This is a genomic window from Mesorhizobium sp. B2-4-15 (genome assembly GCF_006658505.1).
Lineage (GTDB): Bacteria > Pseudomonadota > Alphaproteobacteria > Rhizobiales > Rhizobiaceae > Mesorhizobium.
Window position 1 is genome coordinate 287,611 of the sequence record NZ_VFUZ01000002.1, and the last position, 26,862, is coordinate 314,472.

Here is a 26,862-nt window from a genome sequence, read left to right on the forward strand (position 1 = left end):
AAGAACATGGTGCCCTGGGAGGGACACTGCCTGATGAGGAAGCCGAGCGCGACCGCGGCGACAAGCGGGCCGGACGGACTGGCATCAGCCAGCGATGTTGCGGCGATTGTCGCCGGCACGCACGGAGATCCGTTCGCGGTCCTTGGTGTCCATGAGATCGGCAAGGGCCTGTTTGCCCGCTGCTTCGTCCCGCACGCAGAACTCGTCACCGTCTATACGCTGACCGGCATCAAGGCAGGCGAATTGTCGAGGCGAGACGATGCCGGCTTCTTCGAGGGCAGGCTGTCGATCAAGAAGCGACAGCCGCTGCGCTATCACGCCAGGAACGCCGGCGGCGACTGGTGGCTGACCGATCCCTATTCGTTCGGCCCGGTGCTGGGGCCGATGGACGACTATTATATCGCCGAGGGGTCGCATCTCAGGCTGTTCGACAAGCTTGGCGCGCATATCATCGAGCACGAGGGCGCCACTGGGGTGCACTTCGCCGTCTGGGCTCCAAACGCTCGGCGCGTGTCGGTGGTTGGCGATTTCAACGACTGGGACGGCCGCCGGCATTCGATGCGCGACCGTCGCGACACCGGCATCTGGGAGGTGTTCATTCCCGATATCGGCGCCGGCCGGCCCTACAAATACGAGATCATCGGCCCCGATAGGATCAGGCTGCCGCTCAAGGCCGACCCGTTTGCCTTCAAATCCGAACTGCGCCCAGCGACGGCGTCGGTGACCGCGGTGCCGCCGTCGCATTCATGGGGTGACGAGGCGCATCGCACCTTCTGGCGCAATGCCGACCCCCGACGCGAGGCCATCACGATCTATGAGGTCCATGCCGGCTCCTGGCAACGTCGCGACGACGGGACGTTCCTGTCATGGGATGAATTGGCCGACCGGCTGATCCCCTATGTGGTCGAGACCGGCTTCACCCATATCGAGTTCATGCCGATCTCCGAACATCCCTATGATCCCTCCTGGGGCTATCAGACGACTGGCCTCTACGCGCCGTCGGCGCGTTTTGGCGATCCGGACGGCTTTGCCCGCTTCGTCGATGGCGCCCACCGCGCCGGCGTCGGCGTGATCCTCGACTGGGTGCCGGCGCATTTTCCTGTCGACGAGCACGGCCTGGTCCATTTCGACGGCACCGCGCTCTATGAGCATGCCGACCCGCGCAAGGGCTTTCATCCCGACTGGAACACCGCGATCTACAATTTCGGCCGCCGCGAGGTGATGTCGTTCCTTGTCAACAACGCGCTGTTCTGGGCCGAAAAATACCATGTCGACGGTCTGCGCGTCGATGCGGTCGCCTCGATGCTCTACCTCGACTATTCGCGCAAGCAGGGCGAATGGATCCCCAACGAGAAGGGCGGCCGCGAGAACCTCGAGGCGGTCAGCTTCCTGCAGAAGATGAACAAGGAGCTCTACGGCCACCATCCCGGCGTCATGACCATCGCCGAGGAATCGACCTCATGGCCGAAGGTCTCGGCGCCGGTCCATGAAGGCGGACTGGGCTTCGGCTTCAAGTGGAACATGGGCTTCATGCACGACACGCTGGAGTATTTTTCCAAGGAGCCGATTTTCCGCAAGCACCACCACAACGACCTGACCTTCGGCCTGGTCTATGCCTTCTCGGAAAATTTCGTGCTGCCGCTCTCGCATGACGAGGTCGTGCATGGCAAAGGCACGCTCTTGAGCAAGATGGCCGGCGACGACTGGCAGAAATTCGCGACCTTGCGCGCCTACTATGGTTTCATGTGGGGCTATCCCGGCAAGAAGCTCTTGTTCATGGGTCAGGAATTCGCGCAGCGCCGCGAATGGAGCGAGGCGCGCGCGCTCGACTGGAACCTGCTGGATTTCCGCCCGCATCGCGGCGTCTGGCAGACGGTGCGCGATCTCAATTATCTCTACCGTTCGCGCCCGGCACTGCATGGCCGCGACTGCGAGCCGGAAGGCTTTTCCTGGCTGATCGTCGACGACAGCCAGAATTCGGTTTTTGCCTGGGCCCGCAACGCGCCTGACGGCAACCCGGTGGCTGTCATCTCCAACTTCACGCCGGTGCCGCGTGACAATTATCGCGTGCCGCTGCCGAAGGCCGGCAAGTGGCGCGAGATCATCAACACCGACGCTTCCGAATATGGCGGCTCCGGCATGGGCAATGGCGGCATGGTCGAGGCAAGGGCGGAGGGTAAGAGCATCTCGGCAACGATGCTTTTGCCGCCGCTGTCGACGATCATGCTCGAATATGTTCCAGACTGAGTGAACGGGGAGGGTAAACATGGCAGAAATGAAACGGATCCAGCCGCTGGCTCGCGATGCGATGGCCTACGTGTTGGCTGGCGGGCGCGGCAGCCGTCTCAAGGAACTGACCGACCGGCGCGCCAAGCCGGCGGTCTATTTCGGCGGCAAGACGCGCATCATCGACTTCGCGCTCTCCAATGCGCTCAACTCCGGCATTCGCCGCCTCGGCGTGGCCACGCAGTATAAGGCCCATTCGCTGATCCGCCACCTGCAGCGGGGCTGGAACTTCCTGCGGCCCGAACGAAACGAGAGTTTCGACATCCTGCCGGCGAGCCAGCGCGTGTCGGAAACGCAATGGTATGAAGGCACGGCTGACGCCGTCTACCAGAACATCGACATCATCGAGGCCTACGGGCCGGAATACATGGTCATTCTCGCCGGTGACCACATCTACAAGATGGATTATGAGATGATGCTGCGCCAGCACGTCGACGCCAATGCCGACGTCACCGTCGGCTGCCTCGAAGTGCCGCGCATGGAAGCGACCGGTTTCGGCGTCATGCATGTCGATGCCAAGGACACGATCATCTCGTTCATCGAGAAGCCGGCCGATCCGCCGGGCATTCCCGACAAGCCGGACCATGCGCTGGCCTCCATGGGCATCTACGTGTTCAAAACCAAGTTCCTGATGGAACAGCTGCGCCGCGACGCCGCCGAGCCGGGTTCGAGCCGCGATTTCGGCAAGGACATCATCCCCTATATCGTTGAGCACGGTAAGGCGATCGCGCACCGCTTCACCAAGTCCTGCGTACGTTCGACCGCCGAAAACGAAGCCTATTGGCGCGATGTGGGAACGGTCGACGCCTATTGGGAAGCCAATATCGACCTGACCGACGTGACGCCGGAACTCGACCTCTACGATCGCGACTGGCCGATCTGGACCTATGCCGAGTTGAAGCCGCCGGCAAAATTCGTCCATGACGAGGATGGCAGGCGCGGTTCGGCCGTGTCGTCGCTGGTCTCGGGCGATTGCATCGTCTCCGGCGCGACGCTGAAGAGGAGCCTGATCTTCACCGGCGCGCGCATCAATTCCTATTCGACATTGGAAGAGGTCGTGATGCTGCCCGACGTTCATGTCGGCCGGAACGCAAAGTTGAAGCGCGTCGTCATCGACCACGGTGTAAGGATACCGGAGGGGCTGGTGGTCGGTGAGGATCCCGTGCTCGATGCCAAGCGCTTCCGCGTCTCGGAGAAGGGTATCTGCCTGATCACGCAGGACATGATCAACAAACTGGGACTCTAGAGAGATTCGGGGAAGACTGTGAAACGGTTTTCCGTCCGGAATTTGCTTGGAAAAGAAGAGTTGGACAGGATCGGAAAGACGTATGCAGGTTCTGTCGGTCACGCCCGAGATCTTTCCGCTGATCAAGACCGGCGGGCTTGCCGACGTGACCGGCGCGCTGCCCATCGCGCTGGCGGCCAAGGGCGTGACCATGCGCACGCTCATTCCAGGCTTTCCCGTGGTGATGGAAGCCTTCAAGAAACGTAAGGCCGTTTACCAGTATCCGCTGCTGCAGGGCGGCAAGGCTTCGGTGCATGCCGTCCAACTCGCAGGGCTCGATCTTTTCGTGCTCGACGCGCCGCACCTGTTCGACCGTCCCGGCGGTCCTTACGGCAACGCCTCGGGCGCGGACTGGCCGGACAATTGGCGGCGCTTCGCGGCGCTGAGCCAGGCCGGCGCCGATATCGCCGGCGGCGCCATCTCCGGCTACCTGCCCGACATCGTCCATGCCCATGACTGGCAGTCGGCGATGACGCTTGCCTATATGCGCTACGGCAAGGCGGTCGGCACGCCGTCGATGATGACCGTGCACAATCTCGCCTTCCAGGGGCAGTTCGGTGCCGGCATTTTCGGGGAACTTGGCTTGCCGGCAGCGGCGATGGCGCTTGACGGCGTCGAATATTATGGCGGCGTCGGCTTCCTCAAGGCCGGCCTGCAGGCCGCCTGGGCGATCACCACGGTGAGCCCGACCTATGCGCAGGAGATCCGCTCGCCGGAGTTCGGCATGGGTCTCGACGGTCTGATCAACATGCGCTCCAGCGATCTCTACGGCATCGTCAATGGCATCGACACCGCGATCTGGAACCCGGAAACCGACAAGCATCTGGTATCGGATTATACGGCTGGAACGCTCGAGGCGCGCGCGCCCAACAGAGCCGCCGTCGAGGAGCGGTTTGGCCTTGATCGCGACGACAGCCCGATCGTCTGCGTCGTCAGCCGCCTGACCTGGCAGAAGGGCATGGACATATTGGCGACCGTGGTCGATGGCATCGTCGCGACCGGCGCGCGGCTGGCCATACTGGGCTCGGGCGATGCCGGCCTTGAAGGCGCTCTGCTTGCCGCCGCGGCGCGCCACCGCGGCCGCATCGGCGTGGTCGTCGGCTATGACGAGGGGCTGTCGCATATCATGCAGGGCGGCTGCGATGCCATCATCATTCCATCGCGCTTCGAGCCTTGCGGACTGACGCAGCTCTACGGTCTGCGCTATGGCTGTGTGCCCGTGGTCGCCCGCACCGGCGGCCTCGCCGACACCATCATCGATGCCAATGAGGCAGCGATGGCGGCCGGCGTGGCGACCGGTTTCCAGTTTGCTCCCAACAATGGCGGCGCTATGCTGCACGCCATCCGCCGCCTGGCGGACGCCCACGCCAATCCCGCGGCTTTCGAAACCATCCAGCGCCAAGGCATGAAGAGCGATGTGTCGTGGGATCGAAGCGCGGAAAAATATGTCGAACTCTATCGCCTGTTGCTTTCGAAAAGGGTTGCCTGAAGCATGATACGGACCGTCCCCACCAAACCCTATTCCGATCAGAAGCCCGGCACGTCGGGCCTGCGCAAGAAGGTGCCTGTGTTCCAGCAGGAGCACTATGCCGAGAACTTCATCCAGTCGATCTTCGACGCGCTCGACGGCTTCAAGGGCAAGACCCTGGTGATCGGCGGCGACGGTCGCTTCTACAACCGCGAGGTCATCCAGAAGGCTATCGCCATGGCTGCCGCCAACGGCTTCGGCAAGGTGATGGTCGGGCAGGGCGGCATATTGTCGACGCCGGCCGCCTCGCATGTCATCCGCAAATACAAGACCTTCGGCGGCATCATCCTGTCGGCCAGCCACAATCCCGGCGGCCCGCATGAGGATTTCGGCATCAAGTACAATGCCGGCAATGGCGGCCCGGCCCCGGAAAAGCTGACCGACGCCATCTTTGAGAAGACCAAGGCGATTTCGAGCTTCAAGATCGCCGACATCGATCCGATCGACATTGACACGATCGGCACGGTCAAGGCCGCCGGCATGACGGTCGAGATCATCGATCCCGTCGCCGACTATGCCGAGTTGATGGAAAGCCTGTTCGACTTCGACGCGCTGCGCAAACTGTTCAAGTCGGGCTTCCGCATGCGCTTCGACGCCATGCATGCGGTGACCGGGCCCTATGCCAAGGAGATCCTCGAACACAGGCTCGGCGCGCCCAACGGCACCTGCCGCAACTTCAAGCCGCTTCCGGATTTCGGCGGCCACCACCCGGACCCGAACCTCGTCCATGCCAAGCATCTCTATGATGAGATGATGGGACCGGACGCGCCCGATTTCGGCGCCGCTTCCGATGGCGACGGCGACCGTAACCTGATCATCGGTAAGGGCATTTTCGTCACCCCGTCCGATTCGGTGGCGATGCTGGCCGCCAACGCCCGCCTGGCGCCGGGCTACAAGGACGGGCTGAAGGGCATCGCCCGTTCGATGCCGACCAGTGGCGCGGCCGATCGCGTCGCCCACAAGCTCGGCATCGGCATCTACGAGACGCCGACCGGCTGGAAGTTCTTCGGTAATCTGCTCGATGCCGGCATGGCGACGATCTGTGGCGAGGAAAGCGCGGGGACCGGCTCCAACCATGTCCGTGAAAAGGACGGCCTGTGGGCGGTTCTCTTGTGGCTCAACATCATCGCGGCGCGCGGCGAGGGCTGCAAGCAGATCGTCACCGAACACTGGGCAACCTATGGGCGCAACTACTATTCGCGCCACGACTATGAGGAGGTCGAGAGCGACCGTGCCAACGCGCTGGTCGACGAACTGCGCGCCAAGCTCGGCTCGCTGCCCGGCACCAGCGTGCGTGGCCTGAAGATCACCAATGCCGACGACTTCGCCTATCACGACCCGGTCGATGGCTCGATCAGCGAGCACCAGGGCATCAGGGTCCTGTTCGAAGGCGGCTCTCGCGTCGTCTTCCGGCTTTCCGGAACCGGCACGTCGGGCGCGACGATCCGTGTCTATATCGAACGCTACGAGCCGGACAGGGCCAGGCACGATCTCGACACGCAGGAAGCGCTCGCCGACCTCATCGCTGCGGCCGACGATATCGCCGGGATCAAGAGCCACACCGGCCGCAACAAGCCGAGCGTGATTACTTGAGGGTGATGCGCGTCTTCCCTTCTCCCCTTGCGGGGTCCGAAGGACGGGGCGAGACCCGTGGCTCGCCCCGGGGCGGTGGATCGGCGCGAAGCGCCGAGACGGATGAGGGTTGTTGGACTGAAACCGCCATCGCTTGCAACGCGCTGCGAGGCTGGTAGGCGTGAACAATCTCGGCGCAACCGTCACCCGCGACGGCATCCGCTTCGCCGCATGGTCCTCATCGGCCCGCCGCCTCTGGGTCTCGATCTTTGACGAGCAGGGAAATCGTGAACTCGACCGGCTGGAGCTGAAGCCGGAAGGCGAGGGGGTGCATGCGCTCTTTGTCTCTGGCGTTGCCGCGGGCACGCGCTACGGCTTCCGTGCCGATGGCGATTATGCGCCAGAGCGGGGGCTTTGGTTCGACCCTGACAAGCTGCTGACCGATCCCTACGCTCTCGAAATCGACCGGCCTTATGCCTATCACTGGCGGCTTGCCGCGCGGCGCAATGAGGGCGCCGACACCGCGCCGCTGATGCCCAAGACCGTGGCGAAGGCCTTGCCCACGGTTGCGCCCATCCTGCCGCCTCTGTTTCGTCCGGGCGGCCTGATCTATGAGGTGCCGGTGCGCGCTTTCACCAAGCTGCATCCGGACGTGCCGGAGGCGCAGCGCGGCACCATCGCGGCGCTCGCCCACCCGACTGTCATCGAGCATCTGCAAAGGCTTGGCGTCTCAGCCGTCGAACTGATGCCGGTGACGGCGTCGATCGACGAGCGGCATCTGCCGCCGCTGGGCCTCAGCAACGCTTGGGGCTACAATCCCGTGACCTTCATGGCGCTCGACCCGCGCCTGGCGCCCGGCGGCCTGGCGGAATTGCGCGACGCCGTCGCGGCGCTGCGTCAGGCCGGCATCGGCACCATTCTCGATCTTGTCTTCAACCATACGGGTGAAAGCGACCGGCTGGGTCCGACGCTGTCGCTGCGCGGGCTCGACAATCAAGCCTACTACCGGCACCAGCCGGATGGCCGGCTGGTCAACGACACCGGCACCGGCAACACGGTTGCGTGCGACCGTCCGGTGATGCGGCAGATGGTGCTCGACACGCTTCGCCATTTTGTCCGCCACGCCGGCGTCGACGGTTTTCGCTTCGATCTGGCACCAGTGCTGGGGCGCGTCGACGGCGCGTTCGATCCCGCATCGCCATTGCTCGGGGCGATCGCTGGAGATCCTGTCCTCGCCGATCGCGTGCTGGTCGCCGAACCCTGGGACATCGGTCCCGACGGCTATCAACTCGGCAATTTTCCGGCGCGCTATCTTGAATGGAACGATCGCTATCGCGACGATGTCAGGCGCTTCTGGCGTGGCGATGCCGGCGCGGTTGGACCGTTGGCGACGCGGCTTGCCGGCTCGTCCGATATTTTTGGCAAGACTGGCCAGCCAACCGGCCGCGCGGTCAATTTCATCGCCGCCCATGACGGTATGACACTGGCCGACATCGTCACCTATGAGCGCAAGCACAACGGGGCCAATGGCGAGCAGAACCGCGACGGCCACAACGACAACCTGTCCTGGAACAATGGCGCCGAAGGCGAGACCGACAATGCGGCGATCATCAGGGCGCGCTTCGACGACCAGTGCGCGCTGCTTGCCACGCTTTTTGCCTCGCGCGGCACCATCATGCTCACCGCCGGCGACGAATTCGGCCGCACCCAGAAGGGCAACAACAACGCCTACGCGCAGGACAACGCCATCACCTGGCTCGACTGGGCAGGCCGCGACGAGGCGCTGGAGCAATACGCCTCGGCGCTCGCAGCGCTGCGCCGTACTGTCCCGGCGTTGTCGGACACGCATTTCCTGACAGGAGAGCCGGCCGGTGCTTCAGGCGTTCCCGATGTCGCGTGGCTGACCGAAACCGGCGTGGCGCTTGCCGAAGCGGATTGGAACGATCCCGCCCGACACCGCCTCGTCATGCTGCTGGGCGATCCAGAGGGCGGCCGCTTTGCCGTCATGATCAACGGCGATCGCCGCCAATGCGTCTTCACCTTGCCAGCGCGCGACGGGTTCCAATGGCTGCCGGCGATGGAAACGCAGACGATCGACCTCGCGCGGCCGCTGCCGGGCCGCGGCGTCGGTTTCATGATTGAGCGCCGGACCGGTATGGACCGCGCCGGGAAGGATTCGTGATGGTCGATGATGGTGCCGGGCAGGGGGCCGAATGGTGGCGCGGCTGCGTCATCTACCAGGTTTATCCGCGCTCCTTTCAGGACACGACCGGTGACGGCAGCGGCGATCTCAGGGGCATCACGGCGAAGCTTGCCCATATCGCCTCGCTCGGTGTCGATGCCGTCTGGCTATCACCCTTCTTCAAGTCGCCGATGGCCGACATGGGCTATGACGTATCGGACTTTCGCGACGTCGATCCGATGTTCGGCACGCTGGACGATTTCGATGCGCTGGTTGCCGAGGCGCACCGGTTGGGCCTGAAGATCATCATCGACCAGGTGCTGTCGCACTCGTCCGACAGGCACGAATGGTTTGTCGAAAGTCGAGCCAGCCGCGACAATCCCAAGGCAGACTGGTACGTCTGGGCCGATACGAAACCCGATGGCAACGCGCCCAACAACTGGCTGTCCGTCTTCGGCGGGCCGGCCTGGGAGTGGGATTCGACCCGCCGGCAATATTACATGCACAATTTCCTCGCCTCGCAGCCCGACCTGAATTTCCACAATCCGGATGTCCAGGATGCGCTTTTGGACACGGTGCGCTTCTGGCTGGAGCGTGGCGTCGACGGTTTCCGGCTCGATACGGTCAATTATTACGTCCATGACCGCTGGCTGCGCAGCAACCCGCCTCTGGCGTCGAGCGTCGCCGGCACCAATGGCGAGACCAACACCTATCTCTATCAGGAGCATCTGTTCGACAAGTCGCAGCCGGAAAACCTTGCCTTCCTGAGGCGCTTCAGGGCGCTGCTCGACGAGTATCAGGACCGCGCCGCTGTCGGTGAGATCGGCGATGAAGGACGCTCGCTGCAGACGCTGGCCACCTACACATCCGGCGGCGACAAGCTGCAGATGTGCTACACTTTCGACCTGCTCGGTCCGCAGTTTTCGGCCGCGCATGTGCGCGGCTGTGTCGAGGCTTTTGAAAGCGCGGTTGCCGATGGCTGGGTCTGCTGGGCGTTCTCCAACCATGATGTGGTACGCCATGTGAGTCGCTGGACGCGGCCGCACGGCGATCCGGACACGGTGGCCAGGTTCTCGATCCTGTTGCTGTGCGGCCTGCGCGGCTCGATCTGTCTCTACCAGGGCGAGGAACTTGGCCTCGATGAGGCGGAGCTTGCCTATGAGGATCTGCGCGATCCCGTTGGCATCCGCTTCTGGCCCGGTGTGAAGGGCAGGGATGGTTGTCGCACGCCGATGGTCTGGGAGGCTGGTGCCGACAATGCCGGTTTCTCCACTGGCAAGCCCTGGTTGCCGGTGCCGGCAAGCCATCGTGCCCGTGCGGTCGATGTGCAGAACGGCGAGGAGCAATCGGTGCTGGCCGCCTACCGGTCAGCGCTCGCTTTGCGCAAGCGGCATCCGGCGCTGGTCGGCGGTTCGATCCGCTTTCTTGACGCCGAGGGCGACGTGCTCGCCTTCATCCGCGAAGGCGGCGAGGAGAGATTGCTCTGTGTCTTCAATTTCGCCTGGGAGCCGGCGAATTGGCCGGTGCCGCCGGATATCGGAACTGTTACGGCTGTCTTGGGCGGCACCACAAACGTTGACGACAACGCGCTCGCGCTGCCGGCGCTCGGCTGTTTCCTCGGTCGGCTTGACTGATCGCGGTTCGACCGGCCTCCAAGCGATCCGTTTGGCCGCGGAATGCCCTACTGAACGAGCACCGCACGCCCGCAGGTCGCTCCGGTGACGCGCACGTCGGCCTGGCCGAGACCGACACCCAGTGCCGAAAGCACATTGTAAAGCAAGTCGTCGACGGGCGCCGTTACGGTGTTAAGCAAAGCCACCACCGCCGGCTTGACCGTCCTGAGCAGGGCGGTCGCATCGATCCCGAGACCAAGCAGATTGGCCGAAAGCGACAGGTCGTCGACCAGCGAGGTGGTGAGCGACTGCGAGATGTTGCGCGTCGAAACGGTCCTCACCGTCTTGTTGGCGATATCGGTCGCGTTGAAGGTCAGGGGTTGCGGGCTGTTGTTGGTAATCGCGGTCGCGGCCGACCCCGTCACCTGGATCAACTGCATCAACAGCAGCTTCACATCGGCGATGTCCGCATCGGTGAAGGTTTGCGGCTGGCTGAAATCGGCGAAGCTGGAGGGGTTGTTGCTGTTGGCCAGGTTCAACTGGGCAATACCGGGGTGTGCGGCGACTGAAACGTTGATGCTGGAAGGCCCTGTCGGACAGGTGATGTCGGTCAGCTTGGCTTCGGCATAGGCGACTTCCACATTGAGCGGCAGAGTGACGGTGACCAGGCTGATGCCGCCGGCGAGGCCGGGCGTGCCGATACCGACGGAGGCCGTGAGTTTGATGCGCGTCTGGGCGGTCCGCACGACAGTGCCGATGCCGCCGACCGCGAGCCAGGGCGAGGATTGCGCCGGCTCCCCGATGGCAATGCTGAGCTTGGTGGAGAGCAACCCCGGTATGGTGGCGCCGAGATCGACCGCGGCTTGGTTGGTGCCGTTCGCGAGTACGGCCGCGGCGGTCAACATTCCCATGGCGCTTGCGTCGATCCCAAGGCCGGAGGGCTGTTGCCCGAGGCCGAGGCTGCCGACGGAACCAAGGTCGACAAGGCTGCTGAGCGGGATCTTGACGGTACCGGTCGATTTGGAGGCGATGGTCTGCAACGCGACCTTGGCGGTATTGCCGAGGCCAGGAACATTGGCCATGGCGGTGGCGATCTGGCCCACGGTCGCTTTCGAGGCGAGGACGTCGGAGTAGGTGCCGGCCGTGATGTTCAGTTGTGTGGCAACCGCACTGATGAAGGAAAGCACGCTGACATCGGCCGAAATCAGCCCATTATAGTCCATGACGCTGAGCGAGATGTTGCCGCCGACAAGTCCGCTCAAAAGAGCGTTGAGGATGCCGCCGTTGACGCTGAGCAGTCTGGATCCGACCGAGAATGTCGCCTGCGGCGTCGTGCTGGCGGTGGCTTGGGTGCCGATGACCGGAGTGGGCAAAAGCGAGCTGGCGAAGTAGCGGGCGGGGATTTTCGTCAACGTGACGCGTGCTGCATTATAGGGTGTCACGCCCGGCTGGAAGCGCTGGCCGACATTGGCGGTCGACGACGCATATCGGCCTCGCGTGACCGTCACCACTGTCTTATCGACAGCCGGGGGAATGGTCTGGCCCGAAGCTTGAACGACGACACCTGGCATGCCGTTGTCGGTGAGCGTGGTGACGACCGCGGTGTTGACATTGTTGATGTTCGAGGCGGCGGTGATCGCCGCCAGATCGACCATCGCCTGGGCTTGCCGGCGCTCGGTGTAGATTGAGGCCTCATCGATGGCCACCGCGGCCAGCGCCAGCGCGACCGGTGCGCTCAATGCCGTCATGACGGCGAAGTTCGCCTTCTTGTCGGCAAGCATACGCTGGGCAAGCCGCCCCACCTTCGTGCGCCGACGCAACGGCATTCAGATACCCCCAACCCTGATCGTTGACTGGCGCGTGATCGTGGTCCCCGGCATGGCTATGCCCGGAAAGAGATTCCAGATCGGCAGGTTGCGTGCATCGTACTGGATGGACACCACGAACTGGCTCCCGTCGGCGGTGCTGTCGTTGGCCTGGTAGGTCAGCTTGCTGGCGTCGACGAAGGGATAGCCGCCGGCGTTGTTTGTCAGGAAGCTGGCCACGAGCGTCTGCCGCTCGGTCTGGTTCAACCCGGCGATGGCCGTCCGGGCGGCGTCGGCCGCGATCTGCTGGATTGAGTTGGCGGCCCCAAAATAGATGCCGTATGCAACCATTCCGAGTAGGAGAAGGATGAAGAGCGGTGACAGCACGGCGAACTCGACCGCCGAGGTCCCCGAAGCATCTGTTCGGAACTCGCGCCTTCTGACCATGGAAATAAGCTTCTCAACCATGGTGCCGAGCATGCCAAATTTCGCATGCAGAAAGCGAAAACTCTGGGTACAACCGGCAGCTGCGCACGATTGAAAAAGCCGTTCTAATTTAGCGGTTGCTTCTGTGATTGCGGGGATTGACTTAGGGTCAATCAGTACTCGGTTGAAAAGAGCTTACCTCCTGTCTAGTCTCCTGCCACCAGCTGCCGGAGGGAACCGGCGGCGCGCTCAAAGGAGCCAGGCATCGGTTCCGGGGCGTCAACACGAAAAGGCGCGCGACGGCAGCGCCGATAGGGAGAACTTCATGCTGAAAAACATGCTGAAGGCGACGGTTTTCGCCACGACCATGGCAGTGACCGCCGGCACGTTCTACACGCCGGCATTCGCCGAAATTGTCTACAACCGAGGCACCGCTGCCGAATCCGAATCCGTCGACCCGCACAAGACCTCGACGGTCTACGAAGCCAATGTCTTGCGCGACCTGTTCCAGGGCCTCGTCATGCAGGATGAGAAGGCCAATGTCATCCCAGGCGCCGCCGAGAGCTGGACGGTATCGGATGACGGCACCGTCTACACCTTCAAGCTGCGCAAGGACGGCATGTGGTCGGATGGCAGCCCGGTGACGGCGGAGGACTTCGTCTATGCCTTCCGCAGGCTGGAGGATCCGGCCACCGGCGCCGAATATGCTTCCATGCTCTATCCCATCAAGAACGCCGAGGAGGTCAACACCAAGAAGGGCAAGCCCGAGGATATGGGCGCCAAGGCGATTGACGCAAATACGCTGGAAGTGACGCTGAAGGCGCCGACGCCCTACTTCCTGGAGATGTTGACTCACCAGGCGACCTATCCGGTCAGCAAGGCCTCCATCGAAAAGCTCGGCGCCGACTGGATCAAGCCGGGCAAGCTGGTGTCGAACGGCGCCTACACGCTGGCGGAGTGGGTCCCCAACGACCACATGAAGCTGGTCAAGAATCCGAAATTCTGGGACGCGGGCAGCGTCAAGATCGACGTCGTCAATTACATTCCCACCGAAGACCGTTCGTCGGCGATGAAGCGCTTCGAGGCTGGCGAACTCGACAGCTACGACGATCTGCCGACTGAACAGCTCGCCGACCTGAAGACGAAGTTCGGCGACCAGATCCATGTCGGGCCGTATCTCGGCACCTATTATTATGCAATCAAGACCGACAAGGCGCCGTGGAACAACCCCGAGCTGCGCAACGCCATCTCGATGGCGATCGACCGTGACTTCATCGCCGAAAAGGTCTGGCAGAACTCGATGCTGCCCGGCTATTCGATGGTGCCTCCCGGCATCGAGGGTTACACGCCGGCAATGGCCAAATATGCCGACATGCCGCAGATCGATCGTGAGGACGCGGCCAAGAAAATCCTCGAGAAGCTCGGCTACACGCCCGAACATCCGCTGAAGATGGAGATCCGCTACAACACCTCGGAGAACCACAAGAACACTGCCGTTGCCATTCAGGAGCAGTTGAAGCCCCTCGGCGTCGACGTCACCTTGCTCAACACCGACACCAAGACCCACTATTCCTTCCTGGAGCAGAAGGGCAACTATGACGTGGCGCGCGCCGCCTGGATCGCCGACTACAAGGATCCGGAAACCTTCCTCGGCATCTCGCGCAAGGCGAGCGGCAACAACTATTCGAGCTACAACAGCCCCCAATACGAGGCTGCCATGGACAAGGCAGCCGCTGCCGGCGGCAAGCCTGAAGAGCGCATGAAGGATCTCGCTGAAGCCGAGCGCATCCTCGTCGACGACGTCGGTCAGATTCCGCTGCTCTACTATAGCTACCACGACATCGTTTCCACGAAGCTGCACGGCTTTGTCGACAATGTGATGGACGTTCACCCGTCCCGCTTCATCAGCAAGGACTGACCTCCCAGGCCAAACCGCCGCGCCCTTGAGTGGCGCGGCGGTACTGGTTTGCCATCGCATCGGCTCGGGAACCGGAATCGCTTTTCGGAAAGTTCGGTGCGGAGATTTGAAAGCCGGAGTACAATCGTCCTGTTGGACGGATGTGTTCCGGATCAAGCGGGGCACCGATGCTGCGATATGTATTCCGGCGGCTCTTGACCGCCATCCCGACGCTGTTCGTCATCGTGACGATGGCGTTCTTCCTGATGCGGGTTGCGCCAGGCGGCCCATTCAACCAGGAGCGGGGACTGAGCCCCGAGATCAGGGCTAATCTTGAAGCCCAGTATGGTCTCAACGACCCGCTCTGGCTGCAATATGCGCATTATCTCGGCAATCTGCTGCGCGGTAATTTCGGCCCGAGCTACAACATGCCGGACTTCACCGTCACCGAACTGTTTGCCAAGGGCCTGCCCATTTCCGTCCAGCTCGGTGCCTCGGCGCTGATCCTGGCGCTGCTGCTCGGCAGCCTGCTCGGCACCATTGCCGCGCTCAACCAGAACAAGCTTGGCGACTATACGGTGATTGCGCTGGCGACAGCCGGCAGCACCATCCCGACCTTCGTCATCGCGCCGGTGATCCAGCTCCTGTTCGGGCTGACCTGGAAGCTTTTGCCGATCGGCGGCTGGGGTGATGGTGCCTTCATCAACAAGGTCGGCCCGGTGCTGACGCTTGCCTTGCCCCAGATTGCCATCGTTGCCCGCCTCATGCGCGGTTCGATGATTGAATCGCTGCGGTCCCACCATATCCGAACCGCCCGCGCGCTCGGCCTTTCCGACTGGTCGGTGGTGGTCAAGCACGCGCTGCGCGGTGCCATCCTGCCGATCGTCTCCTTCACCGGTCCGGCGGCGGCAGCGCTGCTGACCGGCTCGGTCATCGTCGAGACCATCTTCTCCATTCCCGGCGTCGGCCGTTATTTCGTCGATGCCGCGCTCAACCGCGACTACACGCTGGTGATGGGAACGGTGGTGGTGATCGCCATCTTCACCATCGTCTTCAACCTGATCGTCGATGTCATGTACGCGGTGGTCGATCCGAGGGTGCGCTATGACTGACATCGCAGCCACAGCTCCCGTCGTCGTCGGCCGCTCGCTCTGGGGCGATGCCTGGGCTCGCCTGAAGGCCAATCGCGCCGCCATGCTCAGCCTCTACTACCTCGTTTTTATCGCCGTCATAAGCGTGTTCGGCCCCTGGTTCGTGCCGCACCAGTACACGACCATCTATGCCGACTATGTGCGCACGCCGCCGAGTCTTACGGCCTACCCCAAGGCAGATATGATCGAGACGGCCCTCAACGATGCGATCAAGCGCATGCGGGTCGACATCAAGGAATGGAAGCAGGATGGGGAGCGTGTCACGGTCACCGTCACCTCCACCAAGCCGATCGATGATCGCAACATCCGCTACCTCGACCGCTCCGACGCCTTCGACGACACCAAGATCGAGAGCAAGTCGCCCGACGGCCTCGAAGTGGTGATGAGCACGTCGGTGAAGCAGCAATATTTCCTGTTCGGCACCGACAATACCGGCCGCGATCTTCTCTCGCGCACACTGATGGCCGGCCGCATATCGCTGGCCATCGGCCTGCTTGCCGGTGTCGTGGCGGTGGTGATCGGGGTGATCTACGGCGCCACGGCCGGCTTTTCAGGGGGCAAGGTCGACGAGATCATGATGCGCATCGTCGACGTGCTCTATTCCTTGCCGTTCATTTTCTTCGTCATCATGCTGGTGGTGTTCTTCGGCCGCAATTTCGTGCTGATGTTCCTGGCGGTCGGTGCCGTGCTGTGGCTCGATATGGCACGCATCGTGCGTGGCCAGGCATTGTCGATCCGACGTCAGGAATATGTCCAGGCGGCGGAGGCGATGGGCGTCGGCCACCGCGGCATCCTGCTACGCCATGTTATCCCCAACCTGCTTGGTCCGGTGGTGATCTACATGACGCTGCTGGTCCCACAGGTCATTATCCTGGAGAGCTTCCTGTCCTTCCTCGGCCTTGGCATCCAGGAGCCGATGACCAGCTGGGGTGTGCTGATCTCGGTCGGTGCCAAGAACATCGGCACCGCCAACTGGCTGCTCCTGTTCCCCGCCTTCTTCCTCGTCTCGACGCTGTTCGCCTTGAATTTCGTCGGCGACGGCCTGCGCGACGCGCTCGACCCGAAGGATCGCTGAGATGGCCGCTCCTGAAACGATCCTCAGCGTCAAGGACCTGCGGGTCCGCTTCCGTACCCTTGATGGCGCGGTCGAGGCGGTGAAAGGCATCAACATTCATGTCAACGCGGGTGAGACCGTTGCCGTGGTCGGCGAATCCGGTTCCGGCAAAAGCCAGACCATGATGGCGGCGATGAGCTTGCTGGCCTCCAATGGCGAGGCGTCAGGCAGTGTCGACTATCGCGGCCGCAACCTGCTGACACTGAGCAAATCCGAGCTGAACAAGGTCAGGGGCCGCAAGATCAGCATGATCTTCCAGGAGCCGATGACCTCGCTCGATCCGCTCTATTCGATCGGCAACCAGTTGATCGAACCGATCCGGCGGCATCGGGGCCTGAATGCCGCCGAGGCGCATGAAGAAGCGCTGAAGCTGCTGCGGCTGGTGCATATTCCGGATCCCGAGCGGCGGATGAAATCCTACCCGCACGAAATGTCGGGCGGTCAGCGCCAGCGCGTGATGATCGCCATGGCGCTCGCTAACGACCCCGACATATTGATCGCCGACGAGCCGACGACGGCCCTCGACGTGACCATCCAGGCACAGATACTGATGCTTCTGGCCGAGTTGCAGCGCAAGCTTGGCATGGCGATCGTCTTCATCACCCATGACCTTGGCATCGTCCGGCGCTTCGCCGACCGGGTCTATGTCATGCGCCAGGGCGAGGTCGTCGAGGAAGGCGAGGCGGAGGCGATCTTCGTCAACCCGCAGCATGCCTATACCAAGATGCTGCTGGCGGCCGAGCCGACAGGCACCAAGGCGCCTCCGCCCGCCAATGCGCCGGTGGTTCTTGAAGGCAGGAACGTCGAAGTCACATTCAAGATCGGCGGCGGGTTTCTGGCTGGTGAACCGCTGATGCTGCGTGCGGTCGATCACATTTCGATCCGGCTGCAGCGCAACCAGACCATCGGCATCGTCGGTGAATCCGGCTCGGGCAAATCGACGCTCGGCCGCGCATTGCTGCGGCTGCTGCCGAGCGATGGTTTGATCCGTTTTGGCGATCGCGACATTTCCACCGCCGACCGGCAGGCGATGCGGCCGCTGCGGCGCCAGATGCAGCTCGTCTTCCAGGATCCATTCGGCTCGCTATCGCCGCGCATGACGGTCGGCCAGGTCGTTACCGAAGGGCTGCTGGTGCATGAGCCGAACCTTTCGGGCAAACAGCGCGACCAGCGCGCGGTCGAGGCCTTGCGCGAGGTCGGCCTCGATCCGAACGCCCGCAACCGCTATCCGCATGAATTCTCCGGCGGGCAGCGGCAGCGCATCGCCATTGCCCGCGCCATGATCCTGAAGCCCAAAATGGTCGTACTGGATGAACCGACCTCGGCGCTCGATCGCTCGGTGCAGAAACAGATCGTCGAACTATTGCGCAAGCTGCAGGCGGACCATGAACTGTCCTACCTGTTCATCAGCCACGATCTCGCCGTGGTGCGCGCCATGGCCGACTACATCATCGTCATGAAGCAGGGCAAGATCGTCGAAGAAGGGCCGACGGAGGCGATTTTCAGCAATCCGCAAGCGCCCTACACGCAGACGCTGATGAACGCCGCGATCGACGTGACGCGGTTCCGGTTGAATGCGTGAGACATCGCGTCAGGTGAAGGCAATCATCACGGCTGTGCGTTCAGCCAGCTGACCTCTGGCACCTGCGCGCCCGGGCAGCGATAAGGGCATCATGTTGCTGCTTCAGCCGGTCGATCCTGGCCGTCTCGCGGTTGGCGATCGCGGTCTTCACGCGCGAGCCACCCAAAAGCCAGCGTGGGACATTGCTGTTGGCGACCTTGCCGCGCGTGATCGCGGTTTGCGAGATCGCGCTGGCGGTGCTTCCCAGCGCGCTGTTGAGTTCGGTGCAGCTCATGCTGTCGTATTTCGCTGGGTCGCCCGTTCCGCCGATCGACGAGCAGCCGGCAAGAAGCACCGCAACCAAAACAGCCGGTGCCGACACTGTCGTTGAAACCAAGTTCATGTCCGCGTCCGGCTCGCCGTCCTACCGGCCCCCTCATATCCATCGAACTACCTAGGGCCGATGACCATTTCGTCAAAGCCTTACGCCCCGCCAGTCGCCGTCCGCTCCGGCCGTGATATGTGAACCATCGACTCACGGTGGCTATCGGGCCGATGCATCGATCTTTTTGGAGATTCTCATGCCGCCTCGGCGACGAAGCTGTCCAAGGGCGCGCAACCGCCGAGCACGGCTTGGGCGATGTCGGTCTCGGTTTCATCGACATGCGCCGTCACCAAAACAATCCCCTCGGCTGCGCTCCGATCATCCGGCTTTCTGGCCGTCGGGACGAATGCTCCGAGCAGCGCGCCAGCGCCACCGCCGCAGAGCGCGCCAATCATTGCAGTTGCGGATAATCCGGCCGGAAGCGAACTGACGCCGTAGACGGCGACAGCACTCAGGCAAGCCAGCACCCCGGCGACAGCGCCAAGGATGACGGCCGGCGTCCTTAGGATCCCGATCTCGTCGTGGTAGGGGCCGATAATGGCAATGCGTACGCAAGGAATGCCCGCCGCCACCAGATCGCCGGCGACCCGTGCCGCTTCGGCATGGGAATCAAAAAGCCTGCTGATTGTCCGCATGGTCTCAGGGCGTTCCCTTGTCGGCCAGCGTGTCGGTAACGAAAGAAGCCGCGATCAGATCGTCGCCATCAATCCGGCCGTGACCGTCCTCGATCACGGCTGCGACCTTCTGGAAGGTCCTTATTTCACCCTCGGTAATCCGGGCCTCCCGCATCCTGTTTCTGAGCCCGGCCACGCGCATTCCCAAGGCATGGGATCTTGCAGTCTCACGGTTCGACATGTTCATCCAATTCCGCTCATCTGATCGTGTGATCGTGTCCGCGCCCACCAACGAACTGGGACGGAGTGCAAATGTTCCCGGGGCCGGGCTTCGGTCGGTTGGGAGCAGGACCTAAGTCTGACCGCAAAACCCTTTGGCCCCGTCAGGCGCACCGCCCGGAACAGCCACCGGTTGTCCTCGTTGTCCGCTGCAGAATCGTCGGAGGAAGCCCACGGAGAAAAGTGTTGGCCAGGCGCGTTGGTTGCCCGCACCGGAATTCGCGATGGCCATCACCTTCATGGTGATTGGCATAGCCATCGGCTGACCGTCCAGGCACAGCTCCGCACCCGCGTGCGACGAAAGCTGACGAAATGCGACAGAAGTGCTGCCATTGCCGCTTGCAGGAACGAAGTGTGGCGGCTATAAGCCCGCGGTCTGGTCACGGAGTGTAGCGCAGTCTGGTAGCGCACCTCGTTCGGGACGAGGGGGTCGCAGGTTCAAATCCTGCCACTCCGACCAGAAAAAACAATATGTTAGCGCTTCCCGACTGTGGCGCCCACCTTATATCCCTGGTGAAAACAAGGACTAAGAGGTCTCGCTTCGCCGCTGACATCGGCTGGCCTGCTGTTCTTCATCGCCTGCGCGGCATGCCACCCAAAAGTGGTCTCGGTTTTTGCGAGCAGGACAAGGCGGCGTAGCACCGCTCAATATGGGCTCGCCACATCCCCCGTCTCGACATAGACAGACTTCAGCTGCGAATAAAGCGCCAGTGCCGCCAGCGAGTTCTCGCGGCCGATGCCGGACTGCTTGAAGCCGCCGAAAGGGATTTCCACCGGCGTCAGATTGTAGGCGTTGATCCAGCAGGTGCCGGCCTGAAGCTCGGCGATGACGCGATGGGCGCGCGGCAGGTCGCGCGTGAACACGCCCGCGGCCAAGCCGAATTCGGTGTCGTTGGCGCGGTCGATCACCTCGTCCTCGCCATCGAATTTCAGCACGCTCATCACAGGCCCGAAGATTTCCTCGCGCGCGATGCGCATCGTGTCGGTGACACCCGTAAATACCGTCGGCTCGACAAAGAAGCCGCCCTGGAAGCCTTGCAAGGAAGGTACGTTGCCACCACAGGCGAGTGCAGCGCCGTCCTGCTTGCCGACCTCGATATAGCCAACCACCTTCTCATGCTGCGCCTTGGATACCAGCGGACCCATCTGGGTCTCCGGGTCGAGCGGATCGCCGATACGGATTTTCTTCGTCCGCTCGACCAATCGTTCGACGAAGCGGTCATGAATGCCGCTTTGCACGAAGACGCGCGTGCCGTTGGAGCAGATCTGGCCGGTCGAATAGAAATTGCCGAGCATGGCGCCGCCGATGGCGTTTTCGATGTCCGCGTCGTCGAAGACGATCAGAGGCGACTTGCCGCCGAGTTCCATCGTCGCGTGCTTCATCTTCGAACCGGCAAGCGACAGCACCTTGCGGCCGGTCGGCACGGAGCCGGTCACCGAGACCTTGGCCACCACATCGTGGCCGACGAGCCCGGCACCGACATCGCCGTAGCCCTGCACCACGTTGAACAGGCCGTCGGGCAGGCCGGCCTCGCTGTAGATCTCGGCCAGCGCCAGCGCTGAAAGAGGCGTGTTTTCCGACGGCTTGAACACCATGGCATTGCCCATGGCCAGCGCCGGCGCCGATTTCCAGCCGGCGATCTGGATCGGATAGTTCCAGGCGCCGATGCCGACGCAGACGCCGAGCGCCTCGCGCCGCGTGTAGGCAAAGGGACCGCCGAGGTCGACCGCCTCGCCGTTGAAGACCGCGACCGCGCCGGCGAAATATTCAAGGCAGTCCGCGGCTGAAGGGGCGTCCGCGACCAGTGTCTCCTGGATCGCCTTGCCGGTGTCGAGGGTCTCGATGCGGGCAAGATCGGCGTTGCGGGCGCGCAAAATGTCGGCGGCGCGGCGCAGGATGCGGCCGCGCTCCACCGGCTTCAGCCGTGCCCAGGCCGGCTGTGCGGCCCGTGCGGCCTCGATCGCGAGTTCCAGCACATTCGGCGTCGCCGAACGCAGCATGGCGATGGTCTCACCCGTTGCCGGATAGATGACCGGCAGCGGTGCGCCTTGCTCGTCGTCGATATAGCGTCCGTTGACATAGTGCGATGCCGTGGGCTGGGCGCGCATGGGTGTCTCCAAATCGTCTCGCTGCAGCGCCGCGCGTCCTCCTGGATGCGCAAAGGACGCTGCAGCACCTTATTTTTGCGCATGATCTGTCCGGAAATCGAATCCAATTTCGGGATCATGCGCCAGCGGAATGCCCCGGGATCATGCTCTATCTGTCCGACACCTGCCAGCGCGGATTGATCCATGGCTCCTGGTTGGAAGGCGCCAGCGGCGTGCGGCCAAGAATGTGATCGGAGGCCTTCTCGCCGGTCATGATCGACGGCGCGTTGAGGTTGCCGTTGGTGACACGCGGGAAGATCGAGGAATCGGCGACGCGCAAACCCTCGACACCGATGACCCGGCATTCCGGATCGACGACACTCATTGCGTCGTCGGCTCGCCCCATCTTGCAGGTGCCGCACGGATGGTAGGCGCTCTCGGCATGGTCGCGGATGAAGACATCGAGATCGTCGTCCGACCGCACATGGCTGCCCGGCGAGATTTCCTCGCCGCGATAGGCGTCGAACGCCGACTGGCCGAAGATTTCGCGCGTCAGCCGGATGCAGTGGCGGAACTCCGCCCAGTCGTCCGGGTGCGACATGTAGTTGAAGTGGATCACCGGCTTCGATTTTGGATCCGGCGAGCGCAACGTCACCGAACCGCGCGACTTCGACCGCATCGGTCCGACATGGGCCTGGAAGCCATGCGACTTCGCCGCCGCCTTGCCGTCATAACGAACCGCCGCCGGGATGAAGTGGTACTGGATATCGGGGTAGTCGACACCTGCGCGCGAGCGCACGAATGCCGCCGCCTCGAAATGGTTGGTGGCGCCGAGGCCTGATTTGAAGAACAGCCACTGCGCGCCGATCATCGCTTTGGAGAACGGGTTCAACACCGAATTGAGGGTGATCGGCTTGGTCGATTCCTGCTGGATGTAGAGCTCCAGGTGATCCTGCAGGTTGCGGCCGACGCCGGGCCGATCGGCGACGACGGCAATGCCGTTTTCACGCAGATGCTCGGCCGGGCCGATGCCGGACAGCATCAGGATCTTGGGCGAGTTGATCGACGATGCGGCGACGATCACCTCACGTCGCGCCTTAACGACCTGAATCTGTTTGTGAGCCTCGATCTCGACGCCGATGGCACGTTGATTCTCGATGATCACCCGGCGGGCAAAGCCCTTGACCAGACTCACGTTTTTGCGCCTGAGCGCCGGCTTCAGATAGGCTGATGCCGCCGACCAGCGTCGACCGCCCTGGATGGTCTGCTCCATCGCGCCGAAGCCTTCCTGCTTGGCACCATTGTAGTCGTCGGTCAGTTCGAACCCGGCCTGACGGCCCGCCTCGACGAAGGCGCCATAGAGCGGATTGCGCCGTGAGCCGCGCTGCACATGCAGCGGCCCACCATGTCCGCGCCAGCCGTCCTCGCCTCCGTCGGAATCTTCCATGCGCTTGAAATAGGGAAGCACGTCGGCAAAGCCCCAACCGGCCGCTCCCTCTTCGGCCCAATGATCGAAGTCACGGGCATGGCCGCGAACATAGACCATGCCATTGATCGAGGACGAACCGCCGATCACCTTGCCGCGCGGCGTCGCCAGCACGCGGCCGCCGAGATGGGACTCAGGTTCGCTGGCGAAGCCCCAGTCGTAGAGGCTCATGTTGAGCGGGATCGACAGCGCCGACGGCATCTGGATCAGCGGCCCGATATCGCTGCCGCCGAATTCGATGACGATGACCGAATGCTTGCCGTCTTCCGACAGGCGATAGGCCATGGCCGAGCCGGCGGAGCCGGAGCCGATGATGACGAAATCCGCTTCAAGCATGGTTTATATGCGCCCATTATTCATATGCGTGATGAAATCGGCGAGCGAGACATTGCCGCCGGTAGCCACCACAAGAACGGTCTTGCCCCTCACATCCACCTTGCCGCCGAGCAGTGCCGCCAGCGATGCCGCGCCTGACGGCTCCAGCACCAGCTTCATGCGCTCGAAGGCGATCCGCATTGCCTGCCGCACCGATTGATCGTCGACGGTGATGCCGCGAACGCCCGCGGTCTTGACCGCCGCGAAGGGCGCGTCGCCCGGCTTGCGCGCCATCAACCCGTCGCAGATCGATTTCGGGCCGATCGGCATCGTCTCGATGCTGCCATGCGCCAGGGAGGCACCCATGCCGTTGAAACCTTCCGGCTCGACGCCGATGATCTCGGTAGCCGGCGACAAATAGTGGAAGGCAAGCGAAACACCGCCGATCAGCCCACCGCCGCCGACCGAGCAGAACAAAAGGTCGGCGCTGGCGTCCTTGGCGGCAAGCTGGTCGAGTGCTTCGAGGCCGGCACCCGCCTGGCCGGCGACGATCTCGGGATCGTCGAACGGATGCAGGAGGGCCAGGCCTTCGGTCTCGGCGATCTCGCGCGCCTTGGCGGCGGCGACTTCCTCACGGGCGCGATCGCCATGGTCGGTGAGCACGACGCGGGCGCCATAGCCTGCCGTCGCGTCACGCTTGGCGGCCGGGGCGTCGATCGGCATGACGATGGTGACGGGAATGCCGAGCGCCTGGCCGGCGGCGGCCAGTCCCTGCGCGAAATTGCCGGAGGAATAGGCGACGACGCCCATCTTCGCCTCGTCGGCCGAAAGCCGCTTCAGCCGCCAATAGGCGCCGCGTATCTTGAAGGATCCGGCCCATTGCAGCGATTCCGGCTTGACGAAGACACGGGCCGCACCTGTCTCGCGCGCCAGTGCCGCCGATTCCAGCAGGGGCGTGATCTGTGTCGCCCGGGAGGTGACGGCGTATGCCTGCTTGAGATGGTCGAGGGTAGGGACAAGAAGGTCTGCCATCATTCGCCTCGCGGGAACCGTTTCTGCTCTTCGAGCACGTTGAGATCCATGTGGTTGCGCATGTAACGTTCCGACGCCTTTTGCAGCGGCTGGAATTCCCAGGGGTAGTGCATGCCGTTGCGCAGCGCCGGATAGACCACCCAGCGCCGCGCCTGGCTGGCGCGCACGGCGGCATCGAACGCCGCCATGTCCCAGCGCGCGCGGACTTTTTCCATGAACGCCGCCACCAGCCCGGCATGCGCCGGATCGGCGGCGAGATTGGCCAATTCATGTGGGTCGGATTCGATATCATAGAGTTGAGGCGGATCGATCTCGCAATGGACGAACTTGTAACGGCCATCGCGGATCGCCACCAACGGCGCGTTGGAGCCTTCGGCGGCGTATTCCATCAGCACTGGCGCGGTGCGCTGCTTGCCATCCAGCAGCGGCAGCAGCGACTGTCCGTCGGTCCAGGGCGCGATCGCGCTCATGTCGATGCCGGCGAGATCGCACAAGGTCGGCGTTACGTCGAGATTGGAGACTGGCGTGTCGATCCGGCCGGCCGGCACGCCCTTGCCCGCGATCATCAGCGGGACCCGCGCCGAGCCCTCGAAGAAGCACATCTTGAACCACAGCCCGCGCTCGCCGAGCATATCGCCGTGGTCCGAGCAGAACAGGATGATTGTGTCGTCGAGCATGCGCGTGCGCTCCAGCACCGACAGCAACTCGCCGACCTTGTCGTCGAGATAGGAGATGTTGGCGAAATAGCCGCGACGGGAGCGGCGGATCTGCTCGGCGGTGATGTCGAAACTGTCGTGGTCGCAGGCCTTGTACAGCCGCTTCGAATGCGGGTCCTGGCTGTCATAGGGAATGAAGGCCACTTCGGGCTCGAGCGCCGCGCAATCCTCGTAAAGATCCCAATATTGCCGCCGCGCTACATAGGGATCATGCGGATGCGTGAAGGAAACCGTCAGGCACCAGGGCCGGTGCGCGGCGCCGTCGGAGACGCGGGCGAAATCATAGAGCTTCTGCACAGCGTGGAAAGCGACCTCGTCGTCATACTCCATCTGGTTCGAGATCTCGGCGACGCCGGCACCGGTCACCGAGCCCAGATTGTGGTACCACCAGTCGATGCGCTCGCCGGGCTTGCGATAATCCGGCGTCCAGCCGAAATCAGCCGGGTAGATATCGGTCGTCAGCCGCTCCTCGAAGCCGTGCAACTGGTCGGGGCCGACAAAATGCATTTTGCCCGACAGCACCGTGTGATAGCCGTCGGAGCGCAGGTGATGCGCGAAGGTCGGGATGGATGAGGCGAATTCGGCGGCGTTGTCATAGACCTCCGTGCGCGATGGCAACTGGCCGCTCATGAACGAGGCCCGGCCGGGCGCACAGAGCGGCGAGGCCGTGTAGTTATTCCTGAAGCGCGCCGCGCGTGCGGCCAGCGCCTTCAGATGGGGTGCGTGCAGGAAGTCCGCCGGGCCATCGGGAAATAAGGTCCCGTTGAGTTGATCGACCATGACGATCAGGAAATTGGGTCGTTTCGCTGTCACTGTTTTTGCCGCTCGCCGAGTTTGGTTTCGAGATAATCCTGGACGAGCGCGATCGCGGTCGCGGCGTCGGGCACGCCGTCCTTCAGCGCACGCCTGATGTAGAGCCCGTCGATCATCGCCGCTGTCGCTTCGGCGGCACGGTCGGCCTCGGCCCTGGGCAGGATGCCGGTGAGCCCGCTCATGAGATTCGAGTGCAGCCGTCGCGCATAGACCCTGAGCAACCGCCGCAGCGAGGACGATTTCTGTGCCTCGACGTAGAAGGCAAGCCATGCGGCGATGGTTTCCGGCTGGAACTGGATGTCGGAGAAGTTGACGGCGACCACGGCCGAGACACGTTCGCGCGGGGACGCTGCGGATTGCAGCGCGCGACGCATATCGATGGTCAGTTCGGCCAGGATGTGCCGCATCGTCGCGAACAGCAGCTCGTCCTTGGCGCCGAAATAGTGATGGGCAAGGGCCGAGGACACGCCCGCGCGCCCGGCAATCTCGGACATGGTGACGTCAAGCGAACCGCGCTCGCCGATCGCCGAGATCGTCGCATCGATAAGCGCCTTGCGGCGCAGTGGCTCCATTCCGACTTTCGGCATCTCGCTAGCTTCCTCTGAAGCAGGATTATTTTTTATTGACGGATCAATCAACAAAAAAATCGTCGCAGGCTCCGACCTGCACCAAGCGATTGTCTGGTTCCGGCCCTTCACGGCGAAGGCAGGAATG

General features: G+C 63.1%; 20 protein-coding genes and 1 tRNA gene. 11 read left to right on the forward strand and 10 right to left on the reverse strand.

All coding sequences use genetic code 11. The annotated features are described in order from the left end of the window. Positions 1-33: 33 nt before the first annotated feature. The 6 genes from glgB to FJ930_RS03745 all read left to right on the forward strand — a co-directional run bounded on the left by glgB (position 34) and on the right by FJ930_RS03745 (position 10,487). Entirely contained in the window at positions 34-2,247 is a 2,214-nt protein-coding gene (gene glgB / locus FJ930_RS03720; protein ID WP_141834939.1) for a 1,4-alpha-glucan branching protein GlgB, read from the forward strand. Positions 2,248-2,266: 19 nt separating this feature from the next. After that, positions 2,267-3,532 (forward strand): glucose-1-phosphate adenylyltransferase, encoded by a 1,266-nt coding sequence (glgC, locus tag FJ930_RS03725; protein ID WP_141834942.1) that lies wholly within the window; start codon positions 2,267-2,269, stop codon positions 3,530-3,532. 82 nt (positions 3,533-3,614) lie between these two features. Then, on the forward strand, positions 3,615-5,060 hold the full coding sequence (gene glgA / locus FJ930_RS03730; RefSeq protein WP_140742378.1) for a glycogen synthase GlgA: 1,446 nt from the start codon (positions 3,615-3,617) through the stop codon (positions 5,058-5,060). Between the two features lie 3 nt (positions 5,061-5,063). Further along, a complete protein-coding gene (locus FJ930_RS03735) occupies positions 5,064-6,692 on the forward strand; it encodes an alpha-D-glucose phosphate-specific phosphoglucomutase (RefSeq protein WP_140742376.1) in 1,629 nt (542 codons plus the stop codon). A gap of 160 nt (positions 6,693-6,852) precedes the next feature. After that, on the forward strand, positions 6,853-8,853 hold the full coding sequence (gene glgX / locus FJ930_RS03740; RefSeq protein WP_141834945.1) for a glycogen debranching protein GlgX: 2,001 nt from the start codon (positions 6,853-6,855) through the stop codon (positions 8,851-8,853). Next, a complete protein-coding gene (locus FJ930_RS03745) occupies positions 8,853-10,487 on the forward strand; it encodes an alpha-glucosidase family protein (protein ID WP_141835139.1) in 1,635 nt (544 codons plus the stop codon). The genes glgX and FJ930_RS03745 overlap by 1 nt, the downstream gene beginning before the upstream one ends. 47 nt (positions 10,488-10,534) lie before the next feature. Here the strand turns inward: FJ930_RS03745 and FJ930_RS03750 are convergent, their stop codons facing one another. Together FJ930_RS03750 and FJ930_RS03755 are read right to left on the reverse strand one after the other, a co-directional pair. After that, positions 10,535-12,292, reverse strand: a complete 1,758-nt coding sequence (locus FJ930_RS03750) for a TadG family pilus assembly protein (RefSeq protein ID WP_141834948.1) — start codon at positions 12,290-12,292, stop codon at positions 10,535-10,537. Beyond that, a complete protein-coding gene (locus tag FJ930_RS03755; RefSeq protein ID WP_181763274.1) occupies positions 12,293-12,739 on the reverse strand; it encodes a TadE/TadG family type IV pilus assembly protein in 447 nt (148 codons plus the stop codon). Between the two features lie 283 nt (positions 12,740-13,022). On the opposite strand from FJ930_RS03755, the gene FJ930_RS03760 reads away from it, so the two are divergent. From FJ930_RS03760 to FJ930_RS03775, 4 genes are all read left to right on the forward strand, one after another. After that, positions 13,023-14,615 carry a peptide ABC transporter substrate-binding protein gene (locus tag FJ930_RS03760; protein WP_140742370.1) on the forward strand — a complete coding sequence of 531 codons (1,593 nt, stop codon included), beginning with the start codon at positions 13,023-13,025 and terminating at the stop codon, positions 14,613-14,615. A gap of 167 nt (positions 14,616-14,782) precedes the next feature. After that, positions 14,783-15,706 (forward strand): ABC transporter permease subunit, encoded by a 924-nt coding sequence (locus FJ930_RS03765; protein WP_141834951.1) that lies wholly within the window; start codon positions 14,783-14,785, stop codon positions 15,704-15,706. Further along, positions 15,699-16,820 carry an ABC transporter permease subunit gene (locus FJ930_RS03770; protein ID WP_140742368.1) on the forward strand — a complete coding sequence of 374 codons (1,122 nt, stop codon included), beginning with the start codon at positions 15,699-15,701 and terminating at the stop codon, positions 16,818-16,820. Before FJ930_RS03765 ends, FJ930_RS03770 begins: the two co-directional genes overlap by 8 nt. A gap of 1 nt (position 16,821) precedes the next feature. After that, complete coding sequence (locus FJ930_RS03775) at positions 16,822-18,441, forward strand: ABC transporter ATP-binding protein (RefSeq protein WP_141834954.1); 1,620 nt, start codon at positions 16,822-16,824, stop codon at positions 18,439-18,441. 40 nt (positions 18,442-18,481) lie between these two features. Here FJ930_RS03775 and FJ930_RS03780 read toward each other — a convergent pair whose 3' ends face one another. The 3 genes from FJ930_RS03780 to FJ930_RS03790 all read right to left on the reverse strand — a co-directional run bounded on the left by FJ930_RS03780 (position 18,482) and on the right by FJ930_RS03790 (position 19,660). Then, positions 18,482-18,823, reverse strand: coding sequence for a hypothetical protein (locus FJ930_RS03780; RefSeq protein WP_141834957.1), 342 nt, complete (start codon positions 18,821-18,823; stop codon positions 18,482-18,484). Positions 18,824-18,999: 176 nt separating this feature from the next. After that, entirely contained in the window at positions 19,000-19,440 is a 441-nt protein-coding gene (locus tag FJ930_RS03785) for a hypothetical protein (protein ID WP_141834960.1), read from the reverse strand. Positions 19,441-19,444: 4 nt separating this feature from the next. Then, positions 19,445-19,660: a hypothetical protein gene (locus FJ930_RS03790; RefSeq protein WP_140742646.1), complete on the reverse strand. Its 216-nt coding sequence runs from the start codon at positions 19,658-19,660 to the stop codon at positions 19,445-19,447. A 421-nt stretch (positions 19,661-20,081) separates the two neighbouring features. Between FJ930_RS03790 and FJ930_RS03795 the strand changes: the two genes are divergently transcribed. Beyond that, a tRNA-Pro gene (locus tag FJ930_RS03795) sits at positions 20,082-20,158 on the forward strand. Between the two features lie 185 nt (positions 20,159-20,343). Here the strand turns inward: FJ930_RS03795 and betB are convergent. The 5 genes from betB to betI all read right to left on the reverse strand — a co-directional run bounded on the left by betB (position 20,344) and on the right by betI (position 26,735). Continuing rightward, positions 20,344-21,807, reverse strand: coding sequence for a betaine-aldehyde dehydrogenase (gene betB / locus FJ930_RS03800; RefSeq protein ID WP_141834963.1), 1,464 nt, complete (start codon positions 21,805-21,807; stop codon positions 20,344-20,346). 148 nt (positions 21,808-21,955) lie between these two features. Then, positions 21,956-23,608, reverse strand: coding sequence for a choline dehydrogenase (gene betA, locus FJ930_RS03805; protein WP_141834966.1), 1,653 nt, complete (start codon positions 23,606-23,608; stop codon positions 21,956-21,958). A 3-nt stretch (positions 23,609-23,611) separates the two neighbouring features. Further along, positions 23,612-24,622, reverse strand: coding sequence for a threonine/serine dehydratase (locus tag FJ930_RS03810; RefSeq protein ID WP_181763268.1), 1,011 nt, complete (start codon positions 24,620-24,622; stop codon positions 23,612-23,614). Beyond that, positions 24,619-26,148 (reverse strand): choline-sulfatase, encoded by a 1,530-nt coding sequence (gene betC / locus FJ930_RS03815; protein ID WP_141834969.1) that lies wholly within the window; start codon positions 26,146-26,148, stop codon positions 24,619-24,621. Before betC ends, FJ930_RS03810 begins: the two co-directional genes overlap by 4 nt. Then, entirely contained in the window at positions 26,145-26,735 is a 591-nt protein-coding gene (betI, locus tag FJ930_RS03820; RefSeq protein WP_140742354.1) for a transcriptional regulator BetI, read from the reverse strand. Before betI ends, betC begins: the two co-directional genes overlap by 4 nt. Positions 26,736-26,862: the final 127 nt, after the last annotated feature.